Source organism: Streptomyces sp. NPDC004647 (assembly GCF_040609575.1).
Classification (GTDB): Bacteria; Actinomycetota; Actinomycetes; order Streptomycetales; family Streptomycetaceae; genus Streptomyces.
In genome coordinates, this window is the sequence record NZ_JBEXKU010000017.1 from 1 (window position 1) to 18,084 (window position 18,084).

19 protein-coding genes and 1 pseudogene are annotated in these 18,084 nt (G+C 69.7%); 10 read left to right on the forward strand and 10 right to left on the reverse strand.

Annotation, left to right across the window (positions count from 1 at the left end; genetic code table 11):
• Positions 1 to 143 precede the first annotated feature (143 nt).
• From ABZW18_RS10075 to ligD, 4 genes are all read right to left on the reverse strand, one after another.
• Positions 144 to 530, reverse strand: coding sequence for an ATP-binding protein (locus tag ABZW18_RS10075; protein ID WP_356184740.1), 387 nt, complete (start codon positions 528 to 530; stop codon positions 144 to 146).
• A 145-nt stretch (positions 531 to 675) separates the two neighbouring features.
• On the reverse strand, positions 676 to 936 hold the full coding sequence (locus ABZW18_RS10080; RefSeq protein ID WP_356184742.1) for an MMPL family transporter: 261 nt from the start codon (positions 934 to 936) through the stop codon (positions 676 to 678).
• Positions 937 to 941: 5 nt separating this feature from the next.
• Complete coding sequence (locus tag ABZW18_RS10085; RefSeq protein ID WP_356184947.1) at positions 942 to 1,970, reverse strand: PHP domain-containing protein; 1,029 nt, start codon at positions 1,968 to 1,970, stop codon at positions 942 to 944.
• Positions 1,971 to 2,036: 66 nt separating this feature from the next.
• Positions 2,037 to 3,041 carry a non-homologous end-joining DNA ligase gene (ligD, locus tag ABZW18_RS10090; RefSeq protein WP_356184745.1) on the reverse strand — a complete coding sequence of 335 codons (1,005 nt, stop codon included), beginning with the start codon at positions 3,039 to 3,041 and terminating at the stop codon, positions 2,037 to 2,039.
• Positions 3,042 to 3,134: 93 nt separating this feature from the next.
• On the opposite strand from ligD, the gene ABZW18_RS10095 reads away from it, so the two are divergent.
• The 3 genes from ABZW18_RS10095 (at position 3,135) to gndA (ending at position 6,364) form a co-directional block, all read left to right on the forward strand.
• Positions 3,135 to 4,196, forward strand: a complete 1,062-nt coding sequence (locus tag ABZW18_RS10095; protein ID WP_356184747.1) for an ATP-dependent DNA ligase — start codon at positions 3,135 to 3,137, stop codon at positions 4,194 to 4,196.
• 105 nt (positions 4,197 to 4,301) lie between these two features.
• A complete protein-coding gene (locus tag ABZW18_RS10100) occupies positions 4,302 to 4,778 on the forward strand; it encodes a DUF5709 domain-containing protein (protein WP_356184950.1) in 477 nt (158 codons plus the stop codon).
• Between the two features lie 146 nt (positions 4,779 to 4,924).
• Positions 4,925 to 6,364, forward strand: coding sequence for an NADP-dependent phosphogluconate dehydrogenase (gene gndA, locus ABZW18_RS10105; protein WP_356184749.1), 1,440 nt, complete (start codon positions 4,925 to 4,927; stop codon positions 6,362 to 6,364).
• Between the two features lie 200 nt (positions 6,365 to 6,564).
• Here gndA and ABZW18_RS10110 read toward each other — a convergent pair whose 3' ends face one another.
• The 3 genes from ABZW18_RS10110 to ABZW18_RS10120 all read right to left on the reverse strand — a co-directional run bounded on the left by ABZW18_RS10110 (position 6,565) and on the right by ABZW18_RS10120 (position 8,027).
• Entirely contained in the window at positions 6,565 to 6,780 is a 216-nt protein-coding gene (locus tag ABZW18_RS10110; RefSeq protein WP_356184752.1) for a hypothetical protein, read from the reverse strand.
• Positions 6,777 to 7,691, reverse strand: coding sequence for a helix-turn-helix transcriptional regulator (locus ABZW18_RS10115; protein WP_356184754.1), 915 nt, complete (start codon positions 7,689 to 7,691; stop codon positions 6,777 to 6,779). Before ABZW18_RS10115 ends, ABZW18_RS10110 begins: the two co-directional genes overlap by 4 nt.
• A 93-nt stretch (positions 7,692 to 7,784) precedes the next feature.
• On the reverse strand, positions 7,785 to 8,027 hold the full coding sequence (locus ABZW18_RS10120; protein WP_356184756.1) for a DUF397 domain-containing protein: 243 nt from the start codon (positions 8,025 to 8,027) through the stop codon (positions 7,785 to 7,787).
• A 430-nt stretch (positions 8,028 to 8,457) separates the two neighbouring features.
• Here ABZW18_RS10120 and ABZW18_RS10125 point away from each other — a divergent pair, with 430 nt between their 5' ends.
• Entirely contained in the window at positions 8,458 to 8,694 is a 237-nt protein-coding gene (locus ABZW18_RS10125) for a hypothetical protein (protein ID WP_356184758.1), read from the forward strand.
• Between the two features lie 89 nt (positions 8,695 to 8,783).
• On the opposite strand, the gene ABZW18_RS10130 is transcribed toward ABZW18_RS10125, so the two are convergent.
• A complete protein-coding gene (locus tag ABZW18_RS10130; protein ID WP_356184952.1) occupies positions 8,784 to 9,599 on the reverse strand; it encodes an SAM-dependent methyltransferase in 816 nt (271 codons plus the stop codon).
• A 136-nt stretch (positions 9,600 to 9,735) separates the two neighbouring features.
• Positions 9,736 to 10,362 carry a TetR family transcriptional regulator gene (locus ABZW18_RS10135; protein WP_356184761.1) on the reverse strand — a complete coding sequence of 209 codons (627 nt, stop codon included), beginning with the start codon at positions 10,360 to 10,362 and terminating at the stop codon, positions 9,736 to 9,738.
• A gap of 118 nt (positions 10,363 to 10,480) precedes the next feature.
• Here ABZW18_RS10135 and ABZW18_RS10140 point away from each other — a divergent pair, with 118 nt between their 5' ends.
• Positions 10,481 to 10,639, forward strand: a complete 159-nt coding sequence (locus ABZW18_RS10140) for a hypothetical protein (RefSeq protein ID WP_356184763.1) — start codon at positions 10,481 to 10,483, stop codon at positions 10,637 to 10,639.
• A gap of 47 nt (positions 10,640 to 10,686) precedes the next feature.
• Complete coding sequence (locus tag ABZW18_RS10145; protein WP_356184765.1) at positions 10,687 to 10,965, forward strand: DUF4190 domain-containing protein; 279 nt, start codon at positions 10,687 to 10,689, stop codon at positions 10,963 to 10,965.
• A gap of 111 nt (positions 10,966 to 11,076) precedes the next feature.
• Here ABZW18_RS10145 and ABZW18_RS10150 read toward each other — a convergent pair whose 3' ends face one another.
• A complete protein-coding gene (locus ABZW18_RS10150; RefSeq protein WP_356184767.1) occupies positions 11,077 to 11,496 on the reverse strand; it encodes an SH3 domain-containing protein in 420 nt (139 codons plus the stop codon).
• A gap of 436 nt (positions 11,497 to 11,932) precedes the next feature.
• On the opposite strand from ABZW18_RS10150, the gene ABZW18_RS10155 reads away from it, so the two are divergent.
• The 4 genes and pseudogenes from ABZW18_RS10155 to ABZW18_RS10170 form a co-directional block, all read left to right on the forward strand.
• Positions 11,933 to 14,722 (forward strand): discoidin domain-containing protein, encoded by a 2,790-nt coding sequence (locus ABZW18_RS10155; protein ID WP_356184770.1) that lies wholly within the window; start codon positions 11,933 to 11,935, stop codon positions 14,720 to 14,722.
• Positions 14,723 to 15,025: 303 nt separating this feature from the next.
• A complete protein-coding gene (locus tag ABZW18_RS10160) occupies positions 15,026 to 15,367 on the forward strand; it encodes a hypothetical protein (protein WP_356184772.1) in 342 nt (113 codons plus the stop codon).
• A gap of 279 nt (positions 15,368 to 15,646) precedes the next feature.
• On the forward strand, positions 15,647 to 16,594 hold the full coding sequence (locus ABZW18_RS10165; protein ID WP_356184775.1) for a lytic polysaccharide monooxygenase: 948 nt from the start codon (positions 15,647 to 15,649) through the stop codon (positions 16,592 to 16,594).
• Between the two features lie 254 nt (positions 16,595 to 16,848).
• A pseudogene (locus ABZW18_RS10170) lies at positions 16,849 to 17,865 on the forward strand (histidinol-phosphate transaminase); the annotation flags it as partial.
• Between the last annotated feature and the right edge of the window lie 219 nt (positions 17,866 to 18,084).

An 18,084-nucleotide genomic window follows, 5' to 3' on the forward strand; every position in this document is an offset into this window, starting at 1 on the left:
GCCCCCCCCGCGATCTCCACCTTCCCCGCCCCACCCTTCCCCCACCCCCCGCCCTACCTATCGGTAGGGGCGCCCCCGGCGGGGCCCCCGGGGGGCGGCCGGTGCTCTCCGGCCGCCCCCAGGGGGCACAGCTGCGAGTTCTGCTACACGGACGGCACCGCCGCGGGCTCGGCGCCGCGCAGCCAGGTCGCGCGTACGGTCTTGCCCTCTGCCTGCCGGAGGACTTCCACCTCGGTGGCGAGCTGCTGGACCATGTGCCAGCCCAGCCCGCCTCTGCCCGTCATGTCCGGTGTACGCGGGCCCGGCAGCACATCGCTGGAGTCGTCGATCTCCACGACGAGATGACTGTGGAAGGCCTGCACCCGCAGGCGCCACCAGCCTGCCGTGTGCTTGGCCGCATTGGTGACCAGCTCGGAGACCACCAGCATCACCGCGTCCAGATCGGCCCACGGGCAGACGCTCGCGAGGAACGCAGCCGTGGCATGCCGCGCCCCGGCCGCATCCCCCTCCTCGCACTCCATCACAACCATGCGCTGTCGCCTCCTCCTTCTCCTCCTTCCGGGTGTCTGCCCAGCGGCAGCCCTTCTATGGATGCGAGGTATGCGGCGTTCGTCTCACAGCGATGCCGCAACGAGCCGCACCGCCGTCCCGGCCGCCGCGGTCGGGACAGCGCTCTCACGGTGCCGTATCGGAGGCGTGGGCCGCGTCCCGCTCCGCGCGGAACAGCGCGGAGGGCCACCAGTTCCAGCGGCCGAGCAGGATCACCGTGGCCGGCACCAGCAGCACCCTGACCAGAAAGGTGTCCAGCAGAATCCCCATGGCGATCGAGCCCCCCAGCTGCTTGATCTCCTCCGTGGCACCGGTCAGCGCGGACACTCCGAACGTGGCGGCCAGAATCAGGCCGGCCGAGGTCACCGTCGTCCCCGTGGCGTGCATGCCGGTCAGCGTGGCGGCTTGCGCGTACGGGTCCAGTTCAGCAACTGGCGGGCCGTCCAGGTGTTGATGACCCGATCCACCGGAACACCGCATCCGGCCGCCCGGGTACATCCGTTGACCTGCCAGTCGAGCTGGCCCGGAGCATGAGCATCGGTGTCGATGGAGAAGAACACCCCCGTGTCCACGGCCTGCCGCAGCAGCCTGCGCGGCGGGTCAAGCCTTTCGGGACGGCAGTTGATCTCCACGGCCGTGCCCGACTCCGCGCACGCGCCGAACACCGCCGCCGCGTCGAACTCCGACTCCGGGCGGCCCCGTCCCGAGAGCAGCCGGCCCGTACAGTGCCCCAGCACGTCGACCAGCGGACTCGATACGGCCTTCACCATCCGGCGGGTCATCTCCGGGGAACGCATCCGCAGCTTCGAGTGGACCGAGGCCACCACCAGGTCCACCCGGTCGAGCAGTTCCTCCTCCTGGTCCAGCGAGCCGTCGAGGAGGATGTCGCACTCGATCCCGGTCAGCAGCCGGAAAGGCGCCAGCTCCTCGTTCAACCCGGTCACGACGTCCAGCTGTTCGCGCAGCCGGTCCGCCGACAGCCCGCTCGCGACCGTCAGCCGCGGCGAATGGTCGGTCAACACCGCCCAGTCGTGCCCCAGATCCGCCGCTGTCCGGGCCATCACGTCGATCGGACTCCCACCGTCCGACCAGTCCGAATGCAGATGGCAGTCCCCGCGCAGCGCCGCCCGCAGCTTCTTCGCGCCCTCCGGGAGCGGCTCGGCGCTCTCCGCCTCCGCCTCCAGTTTCGCGAGATACCCGGGCACCTCCCCCTTCAGTGCCTCGCGCACCACCTGCGACGTCTTGGGCCCCAGCCCTTTCAACGACTCCAGCGATCCGGACTGGGCACGCCGCTCCACTTCCTCCGGGCCGAGGTCTGCCAGCACGGCCGAAGCCGTACGGAAGGCGCGGACCCGGTACGTCGGGGCCTGGTCGCGCTCCAGGAGGAACGCGATCCGGTCCAGGGCCGCCACCGGATCCACCGCCCGCTCCTTCCTCGCCTCGACCGCCCGGCCTCCGCTACCGGCCACCCGCTGTCCCACGGCAGGTCAGTGCTTGGCGCGGCTGGGCTGCACCCGCTTCGGCTCGCCCTTCACCTTCGGGTGTTCCGGGGGATAGGGAAGATCGCCCAGCCCGTGCTCGCGCTCGTCCCGGGCGGCCAGCTCCAGTACGGCCTCGATACGGAACGCGTGCTCGTCCATGTCGGCGTGCACATCACCCACCTCGGTGAAGCGCACCGGCATGGACGCCAGGTCGAAGTCCTGCGGACGGGCGTCGGGCACCTCGGCCCAGCGCAGTGGTGCGGACACCGGCGCGTTCGGCCGTGGACGGACCGAATACGCGCTGGCGATCGTCCGGTCCCGGGCCGTCTGGTTGTAGTCCACAAATATCTTGGAGCCGCGCTCCTCCTTCCACCAGGAGGTCGTGATCCGCTCCGGAGCGCGTCGCTCCAGCTCCCGGGCGATCGCGATGGCGGCCCGGCGCACCTGGGTAAAGGTCCACACCGGCTCGATGGGGATGAAGACGTGCAGGCCGCGCCCGCCCGAGGTCTTCGGCCACCCCCGCAGACCCACCTCCTGCAACACCTCACGGAGCTCGACCGCCGCCCGCACCGCGTCCTCGTAGCCGGTCCCCGGCTGCGGGTCGAGGTCGATCCGCAGCTCGTCGGGGTGCTCGGTGTCCCCTCGCCGTACCGGCCACGGATGAAAGGTCAGACAGCCCAGGTTCGCCGCCCACACCACGGCCGCGGCCTCGGTGGGACAGATCTCGTCCGCGTACCGCCCGCTGGGGAAGGAGATCCGCCCGGTCGGAATCCACTCCGGGAGATTCTTCGGCGCCCGCTTCTGGAAGAACGACTCACCCTCCACGCCGTCCGGGTAGCGCTCCAGCGTCGTCGGCCGGTTCCGCAGCGCACGCAGAATGCCGTCGCCCACCGCCAGGTAGTAGCGGGCGAGATCGAGCTTGGTGAATCCCCGCTCCGGGAAATACACCTTCTCGGGGTTGGACAGCCGCACCGGCCGGCCGGACACCGTGAGCTCCACCGTCTCTCCCATAGGGCCACGCTAGGCCCGGGCCCGGCAGAGCGCCTCCCGGCACCGCACATTTCGGCAGGCGCGCACTCCGCCGCAGGGCCACAATCAAGTCCCATGGACCTTCCGGTGATGCCCCCGGTGAAGCCGATGCTGGCGAAATCCGCAGCCAGCATCCCGCCCGGTATGCAGTACGAGGCCAAATGGGACGGCTTCCGGGCGATCGTCTTCCGCGACGGCGACGACCTCGAGATCGGCAGCCGCTCGGGCAAGCCCCTCACCCGCTACTTCCCCGAACTGGTCACGGCCCTCCTGGCCAATCTCCCGCAGCGCTGCGTCCTCGACGGCGAGATCGTCATCGTCCGCGCCGGCCGTCTCGACTTCGATGCCCTCCTGGAGCGGATCCACCCCGCCGACTCCCGGGTGCGGATGCTCGCCGAGACCACACCGGCGAGCTTTGTCGCCTTCGATCTGCTCGCCCTCGGCGACGACTCCCTGCTGGACACGCCCCTGCTACGGCGCCGCGTCGCGCTGACCGAGGCCCTGCGCGACGCCGCCGACCCGGTCTTCACCGCACCCACCACCGACGACATCGGCCTCGCCCGGCAGTGGTTCCAGCAGTACGAAGGCGCCGGCCTCGACGGCATCATCGCCAAACGCCCCGACCTCGGCTACCGCCCGAACGAGCGCGTCATGGTCAAGATCAAGCACGAGCGGACGGCCGACTGCGTCGTGGCGGGCCTCAGACCCCACAAGACCGGCCCCGTCGTCGGCTCCCTCCTCCTCGGCCTGCACGACGCCGCCGGCCGGCTCCAGCACGTCGGCGTCTGCGCGTCCTTCCCCATGCGGCGCAGAGAGGAGCTCATGGCCGAGCTGGAACCGCTGCGCATGTCCACCGTCGAAGGCCACCCCTGGGCCGCCTGGGCGGACGAGGAAGCGCACGCCGCCAGCCGTATGCCCGGCGCGCCGAGCCGCTGGACCGGTACGAAGGATCTGTCCTGGGTGCCGCTCATTCCCGAACGTGTGTGCGAAGTGGCGTACGACCACATGCAGGGCGACCGCTTCCGCCACACCGCCCAATTCCGCCGCTGGCGACCGGACCGCGAGCCGGAGGAGTGCACGTACGCCCAGCTGGAGGAGCCGGTCGGCTACGACCTGGCGGAGGTACTGGGGTCATGACGGGGTCATGGCGGCCGAGGGCGGGCAGGCGCAGGAGGAGTGCATGCCTGGCCCGCGGGCCGGGACTGCGCGATCCTGGACATGGGCGAACAGCGAGGCCACACGATGAGCGAGAGCATGATGGGTGACGAGGTCTACCAGCCGGACGGGTCCGAGGTACAGGACGACGCCGGACTGCTCGAACCTGAGGACACCCTCGACGACCGGGGGCTGGAGGCGGTTCTCGACGAGGGGTACTCGCCGCCCGAGCGGCCCTGGGCCGTGGAGAGCCGCGGCACGACGGCGGACGAACAGCACCGCGGCGAGCCCCTGGACGAGCGGCTGGCCCACGAGATCCCGGACATCGCGGTACCCGAGGGCGACGGAATCGGGGACACGCTGGACAGCGACGGCGAGTTGTGGGACGAGGAGGTCGGGGAGCGGCGCGCAGGCCGGCTGGTGGCACCGGACGAGGGCGCCCATTCCGACGAGGAGAAGGACATGGTCGCCAGCGACGTCGGCATCGACGGCGCCGCGGCCTCGGCCGAGGAGGCCGCCGTACACGTCGTCCCCGACGCGGAGGAAACCGACGAGCGGCAGTGAGCGCTCCGCTTCCGTACGGTGATCAGGCCCGGAGTTGAGCGCCGCGCACCGGCCCTGCGTATCCAGACAGCGAACAGCCGGGGCTCACATCCATCAGAATGTGGGCGAGTCGCAGCAGCACTCGGGTTCCACCTCTGGAGTTGAGCATGGATACGTTGGCACAGATCGGCGTCACCGGCCTTGCGGTGATGGGCAGCAATCTGGCCCGGAACTTCGCACGGCACGGGCACACCGTCGCCGTCCACAACCGCACCGCGGCCAGAACCCGCGCCCTCGTGGAGGAGTTCGGCCACGAGGGGACCTTTGTCCCGTCGGAGAGCCCGGAGGACTTCGTGGCCTCCCTCGCGCGGCCACGGCGCCTGGTCATCATGGTGAAGGCGGGCGGCCCGACCGATGCCGTCATCGAGGAGTTCGCGCCGCTGCTGGAATCCGGTGACATGATCATCGACGGTGGCAACGCCCACTTCGAGGACACCCGCCGCCGCGAGGCCGCACTGCGCGAACAGGGAATCCACTTCGTCGGCACCGGCATCTCGGGCGGCGAGGAAGGCGCACTCCACGGCCCCAGCATCATGCCCGGCGGGTCCAAGGAGTCCTACGAGGCGCTCGGCCCGCTGCTGGAGGACATCTCCGCCAAGGCGAAGGACGGCAGCCCCTGCTGCACCCATATCGGTCCCGACGGCGCAGGCCACTTCGTGAAGATGGTCCACAACGGCATCGAGTACGCCGATATGCAGCTCATCGCCGAGGCCTACGACCTGCTGCGGCGTGTCGCCGGTTACGAGCCCGCGCAGATCGCGGAGACCTTCCGGACCTGGAACACCGGCCGCCTGGACTCCTATCTCATCGAGATCACCGCCGAGGTCCTCGCCCACACGGACGCCGGCGGCAAGCCCTTCGTCGATGTGGTCGCCGATCAGGCCGAGCAGAAGGGCACCGGCCGCTGGACCGTACAGACCGCCCTCGACTTGGGCGTTCCGGTCTCGGGCATCGCCGAGGCGGTCTTCGCACGCGCGGTCTCCGGCCACGCGGACCTGCGCCAGGCGGCCCGTACGCTGGCCGGTCCGGCCGCGAGCCCCCTGGGCGCAGCGGAGGCGGAGAAGTTCGCGGCCCAGGTCGAGCAGGCGTTGTACGCGTCCAAGGTCGTCTCCTACGCCCAGGGCTGGAACATGATCAGCGCCGCGGGGGAGGAGTACGGCTGGGACATCGACCTCGGCTCGGTGGCCGCGATCTGGCGTGGTGGCTGCATCATCCGGGCCGCGTTCCTGGACCGTATCCGGGCCGCTTTCGCCGCCGACCCGAATCTGCCCACGCTGCTGGCCGACAAGGAGTTCGCCGAGGAGATCGGCAGCGCGCAGGAGGCATGGCGTGCGGTGGTCTCCACGGCCGTGGGCCAGGGTGTCCCCACCCCGGGCTTCTCCGCGGCGCTCGCCTACTACGACGCCCTGCGCGCCGAGCGGCTGCCCGCCGCGCTGACCCAGGGCCAGCGAGACTACTTCGGCGCCCACACCTACCGGCGCGTCGACCGCGAGGGCAGCTACCACACCCTCTGGGGCGGCGACCGCTCGGAGGAGAAGACCGACTGACGCTTCCCCTCACGCGGACGGGCCCGCGCCGAGGCCCGTCCGCGGTCGGCCGCGGGTCGCCCCGGGGCCGTTCGCGGCAGGGCGTCCTGAGGGACGCTGTCAGCGGGTATGCGCATCTGAGGCGGAGGGCTGCCCGGGCGCGTGGGGGAGCGGTGCCTGCGAGGCCCGGCGCATCAGCCGTCCCGCCGGCGTGTGGGCCGTCACACGGTGACCAGCACCTCTCGTGCGGCGCGTGTCATCGATTCACCTTCCAGGACCGGGCTGTTGACCACGAACGAACCCGCGGGGCAGATTCTGCGCACCGCAGTGAAAGCCGCCGCGCCGGTCATCACCGCGGCGCAGCATGCCGTACGAAGAGCGGCCCGGGAGGCGCCGTCCGGAACCGGAGCGAGCAGCCCGGGAAGGGCCGGGGTCAAGCCGTCCCGGTTTCGTCGAGGACCTTCTCCAGGAACGGAACGGTGGTGGCGGGCCGCTCGGCCTCGGCGCAGAGCCGGTCCATGACGTAGAGGTAGTCGTCCACGTCCTCCTCCTTGTCCAGGTAGAGGGCGCTGGTCAGTTGCTCGAGGTAGACGACGTCGGGCAGATCCGGCTCGAGGAACCGCAGGATCGTGACCGGCCCTCCGGCGGCGGCCACACCACCGAGACTGAACGGTGCGATCTGCAGGGTCACATGAGGGAGCCGGGCCATTTCGATGAGATGGGTGAGCTGTTCGCGCATCACGGCCGTGCCGCCGAGCGGCCGGCGCAGCGACGCCTCGTCCAGCACCGCCCAGAACCTCGGCGGGTCCTCCCTGTGGAGCAGTTCCTGACGGGTGGTGCGCAGCCGGACCCGGCGCTCGACCTCCGTGGCGGAAGCCCGCGGGTGACCCAGCTTGGTGACCGCGCGGGCGTAGCCCTCGGTCTGCAACAGGCCGGGCACGAACTGGTTCTCGTACGTGCGGATGACCGCGGCGGCCTCTTCGAGGCCGAGGTGGGTCTCGAACCAGCTCGGCAGGACGTCCGAGTACTGGTGCCACCAGCCGGGGGCGGTCGCCCGGCGGGCCAGCGCGAGGAAGTCCTCGCGCTCCGACGGGTCGGCGATCCCGTACAACGTGAGCAGGTCGGCCACATCACGCTCTTTGAAGCCCACCCGGCCCAACTCCAGCCGGCTGATCTTCGCGTGGGAGCCGCGGATGGCGTTCGCGGCCGTCTGCGTGCTGACGCCATTGGCCTCGCGGAGCTTGCGAAGTTGCGTGCCGAGCACGATGCGCAGAGCGGTCGGTCCTCCCCGCGGGTGCTCGAGATAGCGCCTTATCGACGGCGCACGACTCGGCTGAGCGGCGGTCATGCTGACTCCCCTGAGTACATAGGCGAGTGCTCAGTGTTCCACTGCCGGGGCCGCCGCGTACAGCGGCCGGACGGTTCAGCCGGGCGCAATGGTTCAATTTTCGACGATCATGCCGTCGAACTCGCCGTCCTTCGCGCCGAACAGGAACATCGCGATCTCGTCCCGGGTGCAGATGAGCGCCGGACCTCCGGGGTCACGGGAGTTGCGCAGGGCGATGTCGCCGCCCGGCAGCCGGGCGAGCTCGAGACAGTTGCCGCTGGGATTGCTGTACGTGCTCTTCTTCCACACCGCGCCGTCGATGTGCGTGGCCGGTGTGCCGTTCTTGAACTGGTGCACCTACGCCTCATCTTCCCTACGAGGAGCCGGTCTTGCCGCTGCCGACTGAACTCAAGCCGTCCACGCGTGCAATTGCAAGTGTTCTTGCAGATGTACTTGCAGGACCTGGTGGGACGCGAGGATAGTGATGTGAGACTCAGGACCGTGGCCGGGACGTGAGAGACGTCACCTGATGTGCCGTGAGGGAGTGGAGAGCCGTCGGAGCGATGCTCAAGTCAGGCAAATCACCGGCAGTCGGCGAGCTTGTGCTCGATGCGAAGCGGGATGCGGTCGGGATGGTCATGGACTCGCAGGGGGGCCGGATGTTCCTGCGCCCCCCTGAGGGCGGCCGGGAGTGGGAAGCCTCACCGGACGACGTACGCCCCGTTCCCGCCCGAGAGATGGCGGGCGTGGCTGCGCCCGGGACGAGCGGAGCGTCGAGGAGGACGCTGTGAGCGTGTACACGGCCAACAGTCCGGGGGACTGGTCGATCGTGCGTGAGCCTGCGCGGGAGGCGCCTTCGGCCGTCTTCGACATGGAGTGCACGACGTGCGGCCACTCCTCCGGAGCCACGGAGGAGCCGGAGGCCGTACGGGAATGGGCGGCGCGGCATGTCGCCGGAAGCCCGACGCACACGGGCTTCCGGGAGGTCGTGCACCGCTTCTGGCGGGCCTTCCCCTCCGGCTAGCGGAGCCGGTCGCGCGCAGGGCAAGCCCGCCGTCGGCCGAACTCGGAGCCGCACCGGGGGACATGACGGGCGGGCGGCTCCCTCGGATGTCAGGGCAGACGGGCTGCGCCGCCGAACTCGATCCACTCCTGGGTGAGCTGCTTCGCTCCGAGGTCGGAGTCCGGTCGCCAGGTGGAGACCTCCACAAGGCCCGGCTCCAGGATCTCCAAGCCGTCGAAATACTCCAGCACTTCGTGCTCCTGCCGGACTCTGCCCCAGTTGCCCTGGGTGCTGGTGTCCATGAACTCCGTGACGAAATCGCGGGTCGCGGCGTCCTCGCTGACCAGCTGACATATGACGAAGAAGCTGCCGGGGGCGAGCCGGTCCGCCACCCGTCGTATCAGGCCGACCGGGTCGGAGGCGTCGGGGATGCAGTGCATGACCGAGACGAACAGGGCGGCGGCCGGCTCGTCGAGGTCGATGAGCCGCTCGACCTCGGGGTGGCCGAATATGGCGTCGGTGTCGCGCATGTCGGCCTGGATGACGGCGGTCTTGTCGTTCTCCTCGAGGAGGGCGCGGCCGTGGGCCAGGACGATCGGATCGTCGTCGATGTAGACCACGCGCGAATGCTCGTCCACCCGCTGGGCGACCTGGTGGACGTTGTCCTGGGTGGGCAGGCCGGAGCCGTGGTCGAGGAACTGCCGGATCCCGTAGTCCTGCGCCAGGCAGCGCACCACACGCTGGAGGAAGCGGCGGTTGTTGATCGCCAGCGCCTGTGTGCTCGGTACGACCTTGAGCAGCTCCTCGGAAGCCTCGCGGTCGACGGCGTAGTTGTCCTTGCCGCCCAGGTAGTAGTCGTACATCCGAGCCACACTCGGGACGTTGACATCGACCACACTGGACAACGGCTTACTGCCCTGGCCCATCGAATCCCTCACAGTCTTTCCTCCCTGGCACACAGCCAGGATCTGGTTGCTGTGCGTCATCCTAGGAGGAATGCCAGGTCCTGGTCAGGATTCCAACGAAGCTGTGCCACAAGGACATTGAGCCCGGAACCACCGATCAAGCGCTGTCCCAGTGACGGCAGCCGACGCTGATCAACCGGAGCTGTGTGCGGGCGGTGCGGGCGATGCGTTCCTCGGCCCCGGGCCGGTCGGGCGCTTGGAGAAAGGCGGCGGCCGTGGACACCATGTGGTCCACATGGAGCTCGGCCAGCATCCGCATGTCCTCCGCGCTCCAGCCCCCGTACTCCGGCCGGGAGGCGAGGCCCTCGGCGACCTCGCCCACGAAGCGGTCCAATTCGGCCGCAATCGCCACGCGCACGTCCTTTACGCCCCCATAGCGCTCCCGGGCGATGAAGCGCATGTGCGGACGGCGATGGCGCACATAGCCGGCGATGGCCTCGACCGCGCGGTCGATCCTGCCGTCGGTCTCGTCCTGCTCGACGAGGATCTCCAGGATCACCGCGTGCAGACTCCCGAGCGACTCCTGGACGAGCGCCACCCCGAGATCGCTGATGTCACGGAAGTGCCGGTAGAAGGCCGCCGGTGCAATGCCCACCAGCCGGGTGACCTCGCGCAGTCCCAGACTGCTCAGGCTCTGCTCCTCCAGCAGCTGCAGGCCTGCGTCCAGCAGTGCCTGACGGGTCTTCTGCTTCTGGGCCTGCCGGACCCCGGAAGTGTGGCTCATACCTTTCAGTAAACAACCGTTCTCCCGTCGGAGCTACAGTACGATGAGGTCAGTGAACAATTGTAACTTCAGTTGTTCACTGAAAAACCATCCGAGATCCACAGAGAAAGGTGCGGTCATGCTCTTCCTCGTCGCAGCTCTCCTCATGCTCGGAGTCCTCGTCGGCGCCGCGGTTCACCTCCCGCTCCCGGTGACCCTGGTCGCCGCGGCCGTCATCGGCGGCTGGCTGCTGGTCTTCGGTGTCCGCGAGCGCATCGGGCACAGCGGGAACCACTGACCTGCCGACCGGTGCTCACCTCGAGCCACTGCGAAGGGAACGGAACCATGGACCTGCTCGCCACCACTACGCGGACCCGGAGAGCACCCGGACGGGAAGCCGACAGCATGGCCGTCGCCTCGTTCGTCATGGGGCTGCTCGGTCTGCTGGTCTTCAATCTGGTACTCGGACCCTGCGCGCTCGTCCTGGGCGCCATGGCGATCGCCCGGGGGACCGGCCGCCGTGCCCGCGCGATTCTCGGGCTCGTCCTGGGCGTGGCCGATCTGGTCGTCCTCGCCGTGCTCGTCACCGCCGACCACACCGTCAGCTGGCAGTTCGCGGGCTGACACCCCGTCGGTACGGTCCTCCCGTCCGAGGCGGACTCCTGCGGCACGCACGCAAAGGGCCCGGCCCCTCGCCGGAGGAGGGACCAGGCCCTTGTGCGGATGCCCGTGAGGTCAGCCCCGGGCGGTCTGCGCCTGCTGGCTGTTGTTCAGCGGGCTGCGCTGGACGTCCTTGCAGTACTTCACGACTCCGGTGTTGTCGACGTACCGCGCGGAGACCCAGGCGGGGCGGTCGCGCAGCAGGTACCAGACGGTGTTGCCGTCGATGTTCTGCGCGCGGACCTTGCACTTCAGTCCGACCTGGGTCCGGTACCGCAGGAATCCCACGACCGAGGAGTCGGTGCTGGGGTACTGCCGCTCGTTGACACCGTCCGGCGGGACGACTGTGCCGTACGGCAGGGCGGGGACGGCCTTGGTGGCGGCAGCCTGGGCCGGGGCCACCCCGAGCAGCGAACCGCCCAGCGTGGCGGCCGCCGCGAGGGCGCATGTCCCCATGGCCAGCTGTCTGCCACGCGCCTTGGAATTCCTGGACATCTTGTTCTCCTACTCCTCGCGCCTCGTTGGCACTTGATCACATTCCATGCCGAATAACGGCATAAACCGCATATCACGCGGGTGCCCACAGGGTGAGCGGACAGAGGCAGGAACAGTGGTTGCCACGCCGGTGACTGACCGTCGGCCGTGCCGAAAGCCACCCCTGGGCACCGGACTGCCGGACTGCGGGACCTCCCTGAACCTCGCCGACATCGGTCCGTCCGGTCCGCGTACGTCCGGAGCCGTCGGCCTGCCGGACCGCCGTGCCGGCACCGAATTCGCTTCAAGGCGCGCAAGGACGCGTGACCTTCCGGGAGGTCTCCGGCAGCCGTTCGTTCAATTAATGAAGAGATCGCGAACGCTGGTTGACCTTTTTCGTTCATGGCTCGTATGTTCGCTGGACTTTTGTCCCGTGGCCGCGAACGGAGATCCATCGATGAACGCACAGGGGCGGGCAGCGCATGTCGCACGGCGCCTCCGCTACGCCCGACCGACCGTTCTCCTGCTCGTGGGCGCCCTCGTGGCAGCGGTCCCGCCGACGTACGCCGAGGTGACCGGCGAGTCCGGCTCCCGGCCCAAGGCCCGCCCCTGTCCCGGTGATCCGCGCCCCGGCGATCCGGACAAGGCCGACCCGGGATGGTCGCTCAGCTCCTCGCGGTACAACCCGCGGGCCGGCCACCACGCCTACGTCGGCAACGGATATCTCGGACAGAGCCTGCCGCCCTCCGGCGCCGGCTATTCCGGCACGGACAAGAAGACCGGCTGGCCGCTGTTCAGCCCGCGCTACGACGGGGCATTCGTCGCGGGCCTCTACGCCCACAACAAGAAGACCGCCGAGGACCGGCAGGCCGCCGCCGCCATCCCGACCTGGTCCGGAATGACGGTCAAGGCCGGAGGGGAAACGTTCAACCCTTCGACATCGGCCGACCGGATCTCGAACTACCGGCAGACCCTCTTCCTCCGCTGCGGCCTGGTCCGCACCTCCCTGACCTGGACCACCCGCGACGGCAAGTCCACGGACCTGGTCTACGACGTCCTCGCCGACCGCAGGAACCAACATGTGGGCGCTGTGCGGCTGCGCATGACACCGCGCTGGAGCGGCGACACGACCGTCACCGATCTGCTCGACGGCCGCGGCGCGCGGCGGATGTCCGCGACCGGGAGCGGCACACCGGCGGACGGCCGCACGGCCGGCGTGTCCTTCCGGACCGACGGCACCAAGGTCGACGGCTCGGTCTCCTCCACCCTCCGCCACGGCAAGGACATGCAGGTCCGCGACCGGGGCCGGTCGACCGAGGATCTCACCGCATCCCAGTCCCTGGACGTCCCCGTCCGGGCCGGACGCAGCTACGACTTCACCAAGTACGTCGGTGTCGACACCGAACTCACCTCCCGTACGCCCGCCGAGACCGCTGCGGCCGCCTCCCGCCGAGCCGCCGGCCGCGGCTGGCGGGACCTCCTCGCCGGTCACAGCGCCGCCTGGCGCAAGCTGTGGCGCAGCGACATCGAGGTGCCCCACCGGCCCAAGCTGCAGAGCTGGCTTCGCTCGAGCCAGTACGCACTGCTGTCCAGCGTCCGCCGCGGCTCGCCCAACAGCATTGCTCCCACCGGGCTGACCAGCGACAACTACGCAGGCCTGAAATTCTGGGACGCCGAGACCTGGATGTTCCCCAGCCTGCTGGCCTTCCGTCCCGAACTGGCCAAGTCCGTTCTCGAGTACCGCTTCCGCACCATGCCGGGCGCCCGTGCGAACGCCAGGAAACTCGGCCACCAGGGCCTGTTCTACGCGTGGACCAGTGGCAGCAGGGGTGACCTCGGGTCGGAGTGCCACAGCGTGGACCCGCCGCACTGCCGCACCCAGATCCATCTCCAGGGCGACATAGCCCTGGCGGCCTGGCAGTACTACCAGCAGACCGGGGACAAGGAATGGCTGCGCAGCCGCGGCTGGCCGATGCTGAAGGGCATCGCGGAATTCTGGGCGGACCGGGCCAAGAAGAACGGTGACGGAAGCTACTCCGTGACCGACGTCGCCGGCCCGGACGAGTACAGCAACGGTGTCGACGACGGTGTGTTCACCAACGCCGGGGCGGCCACCGCTCTGCGCAACGCGACGCACGCCGCGCAACTCGTGGGCGAGAGCGCACCGAAGGACTGGAACGCCGTCGCGGGCAAGCTGCGCATCCCGTACGACAAGGACCGCAAGGTCTTCCGGCAGTACGACGGCTACAAGGGTTCGAAGATCAAGCAGGCGGACACCGCCCTGCTGATGTATCCGATGGAGTGGCCGATGCCCCGGGGCGCGGCCTCCGCCACCCTCGACTACTACGCGGCCCGTACCGATCCGGACGGCCCGGCCATGACGGACTCGGTGCACGCGGTGGACGCCGCGGCCATCGGCGACCCGGGCTGCTCGACGAACACCTATCTGATGCGCTCGATCAAGCCCTTCGTCCGCGGCCCCTTCGCGCTGTTCTCCGAGGCCCGCGGTGAGAAGGCCGGGGCCGAGGACCCGCTCGCCGGCTCCCCGGCGCAGGACTTCACGACCGGGAAGGGCGGGTTCCTGCAGACCTTCACCAACGGGCTCGCCGGACTGCGCTGGCGCGGGGACCGGGTGCACCTGGACCCGATGCTGCCGCCGCAGATGTCGGACGGTGTCAAGCTGCGGGGGCTGCATTGGCAGGGGCGTACGTACGACGTGGCCATCGGTCCGGACCACACCACCGTCCGGCTGACCCGCGGCGAGCCGTTCACCGTGGAGACACCGCAGGGGTCGCAGGTCGTGAGCGACGATGCCCCGGCAGTCCTCAAGACCCGTCGGCCGGATCTGGAGCCCACGGACAACGCGGCCCGGTGCCGGACTGCGAAGGCCAGTTCGGAGGAGCCCGGGCTGTACGCGGGCGCGGCCGTGGACGGCAACGGCACCACGGCCTGGACGCCGAACGCGGAGCGCGGCAGCCTCACGGTCGATCTGGGCCGGGTGAGCCGTATCGCCAAGATCTCCGCGAAGTGGGGGGACGTTCGCCCGGCCTCGTACCGGCTGCTGACCTCGACGGACGGCAAGCACTGGCGCAAGGCGTCCTTCGCCGAGGGCGGTATGGGCGAGCTGGAGAGGCCCTCAACGGCGCGCTACGCACGGGCCGAGATCAGCACGAAGGACCCGAAGAAGCATCCGGGCATCGAGGAACTGGAGGTGACCCGGACCCCGTCACCGGGCGCCGGGCGATAGCCGCCCGGGCGGCACGCGGCGGGTCGGTTCTGCGGGACCGCTGTTCCTGCCCGCCTGCCCGCCTGCCCGCCTGCCCGCCTGCCCGCCCGCCTGCCCGTCCGCCCGCGTGCTGTGAGACCGCGTGCCGTGAGACCGGCGCCCGAAGTTCCCTTCCCCGTACGGCCCTTCGCCGGATCGTACGGCGGAGGGAACCGAGGGCTGCCTTCCGAAATACTGTGCGGCCGCGTCCCGGTCCGTGGAACGGTCGCCGAGCCCCCTATGCCCCGGACGTCCCCGAAGGCATACTGCACGGCCATGACGCTCATGGCTGAAACCATCACCTACGAACGCCTTGAGGAACTCCTCGATGACGAGTCCATACCCACCGTGCACCGAGCCCTGTGGCTGCTGCTGTGGGAGGGAGAGCTGCGCGTTCTCGATCTCCTTTCCATGGATGTCGGGGAGGCCGACCCCGAGGGGGACTTCAGCGAGCGTGCGGCCGGAATGCTGCGCGAAATGATCGGTGACCGGGAAACCGGCCCTTTGTTCGCCGAGGGCGAGCGGGCGCTGAGCTGGGAGCGGGCGGTGCAGGTCGCCGATGAACACGGACACCGCATTCATATGTTCCGTACGGGTGGCAAACGCCACCGCCAGGGGCTCGGGTAGCGCCCCGGCACCTGAACGCACTCCGAGCTCCTCCGTCCTCCTGTCCTCATCGAGCCCCCTGCTCATGGAGCCCGCTGCTCGTCGAGCCCGCCGCGGGAAGACCCGCGGGAGGTGCTCCGGTCCAGCGGCCCGTCCAGCGGCCCCCGGCGCCGGACCCCGTCGGATGTGCGGGCCGACAGGCGGTCGCGGTGCCCTTCCTGCTGAACGCTCGGCGACAGCGCCGCGTATTACACGGCAGGCAGCATCAGCCGCCGGACCGGCCAAGGAGGACTTCCGCGGATGACCGTGCATCGCAATGCCGCCGTGGCGGCTCTGGTCGGCGCCGTCCCGCTTCTGCTGACGGTCGTGGCCGCCGGTCCGGCCGCGGCGCACGGCGCGCCGGTCGACCCGGTCAGCCGGGTGGCGTCGTGCAGCCCGATGGGGGAGAGGACCGCCCAGTCGGCGGCCTGCAGAGCGGCTGTCGCCGCCAACGGCGGCCGGGGGTTCGAGGACTGGGACAATCTGAGGGTGCCCGATGTCCGCGGCAGGGACCGGCAGATGATCCCGGACGGCAAGCTGTGCAGCGCGGGCATCGACGCCTACAAGGGCCTGGACACCCCCCGCGCCGACTGGCCCTCCACGAGACTGAGCGCCGGATCCGGCTTCACGCTCACCTACCGGTCGACCATCCCGCACAAGGGGACCTTCAGCCTGTACCTGACCAAGGAGGGCTACGATCCGGCCACGCCGCTGTCCTGGTCCGATCTGCGGGCGAAGCCGATCGTGACGGCCACCGACCCGGCGCTCGAGGGCGGCTCGTACCGCATCAAGGGCAAGCTGCCGGCCGGGACGACCGGTCGGCATGTGCTCTATACGGTCTGGCGGAACTCCGACACCCCGGACACGTACTACTCGTGCTCCGACGTCACCTTCGCCGCCGGTGCCTCGCGCGGGAACGGGGGCGGCGAGGACAAGAGCCGCAGCGCTGCCGACACCGCGGACGGTGCGGCTGCCGCCGGAGCACCCGATGCCGGTGCACCGGACGCCGCGGCCCCGGAGGACGCGGCATCTGACAAGGGTGCCGCGGACCCGGCCGACCGCCCGTCACCCGAGGCTTCTCCCGCCGAACCGGCAGCCGCCGTCGCCGGTTCGGAGCGCGACGTGCTGCCGATGGTCGTGGGCGGCGCCGCCGTCCTCGCGGTCGCCGCGGTGGGGACGTTCGTACTTCTCCGGCGCCGGCTCCACTGAGCCCGCATTCCCGCCGCCGCGCGCAGTCCGCGCGCAGTCCGCGCGCAGTCCGGGCGCATCGACCGTAAGGAGACCCCGTCGTGTCCCAACCCCTCGATACGGGCCTGCTGAGCCGCGGCGCGCACAGTCCGTCCTGGGCCATGCTCAACCGTCTGGCGACGGGCTCGGGGGCCGGTCGGGCCGAGCCGCTCGGCGTGGCGACGGAGCCGCTGGCTCCGGCCGGTCCGTTCCCTCGTGCCGAGCCCCGCGAGCGGCTCGATTTCTGCATCCCCTGCAATCCGTACTTCCCGCCCCCGGACATGTTCGCCCGGCTGCAGGGTTCCCTGGAGACCATTCTCAAGTACTACCCCAGCGACGCGGACACGGTCACGTCCGAACTGTGCAGCGTTCTGGGTCTCAATCCGCAGACGGTCGCCATGGGGAATGGCTCCACGGAGCTGATCACATGGATCGACCACCTGCTCGTCAAGGAGAGCCTGGCCATTCCGATCCCGACTTTCGGACGCTGGACAGACCAGCCTCTGGAGACCGGCAAGCGGGTCGATATGTTCCCGTTGCGCGAGGACCAGGATTTCGCGCTCGATTTGCAGGAGTACGTTCAGTTCATCCGCCGGCGCGGATCCCGGGTGGCCGTGATCTGCAATCCCAATAACCCTGACGGCGGTTACCTCCGCCGTCAGCAAGTGCTCTGGCTGCTGGACGAGCTGGTCGATCTCGACCTGATCGTGGTCGACGAGTCGTTCATCGATTTCGTCGACGCGGAGCGCGCTCCTTCCGTGGCCGATGAGGCGGCGATCCGGCCCAATGTGATCGTGCTGAAGAGCCTCGGCAAGAACTTCGGGCTGCACGGCATCAGATTCGGCTATCTCGTCGCCAACCCCGCACTTGCCGGCACCATCCGCAAGGCGCTGCCGAAGTGGAATCTCAACTCCTTCGCCGAGACCGTCGTTTTCATGCTCAAGGAGTACGGGGTGCAGTACCGGCAGAGCCTGACTCTGCTCTCCCGTGACCGCTCCAATATGGCCCTGGCACTGGCCGGGCTCCCGGGCGTTGTCGTCTTCCTCTCCCAGGGGAATTTCCTTCTGGTGAAGCTGCCCGACATGGCCGACGGCGTTCAGCTGAGGGACTATCTGCTCTCCGAGCACAACGTGTTCGTCCGCGAATGCGGCAACAAGCTCGGCAGCAGCAGCCAGTTCCTGCGGCTCGTGGTCAGGCCGTACGGGGACGTCGAACGGCTGCTGAGCGGCCTGCAGGACTACCTCTACGGAAGCCCCTCGGCCTCTTCGGCCGCTCCGCCCGCTTCGCCCCAGCCGGTGCGGGCCGCCCTGCCGGCTTCGGCCTCCGCCGCTCCCTGGCCGGCCTGACGTACGCGAACACGAATACGGACACGGACAACACCGTGCGGGCCGCGTCCAAGCGGCCCGCACCGGCACACATGAGGAGGCGGACCCGATACTTCGGGTCCGCCTTCACTCATCTCCCTGTGCCCG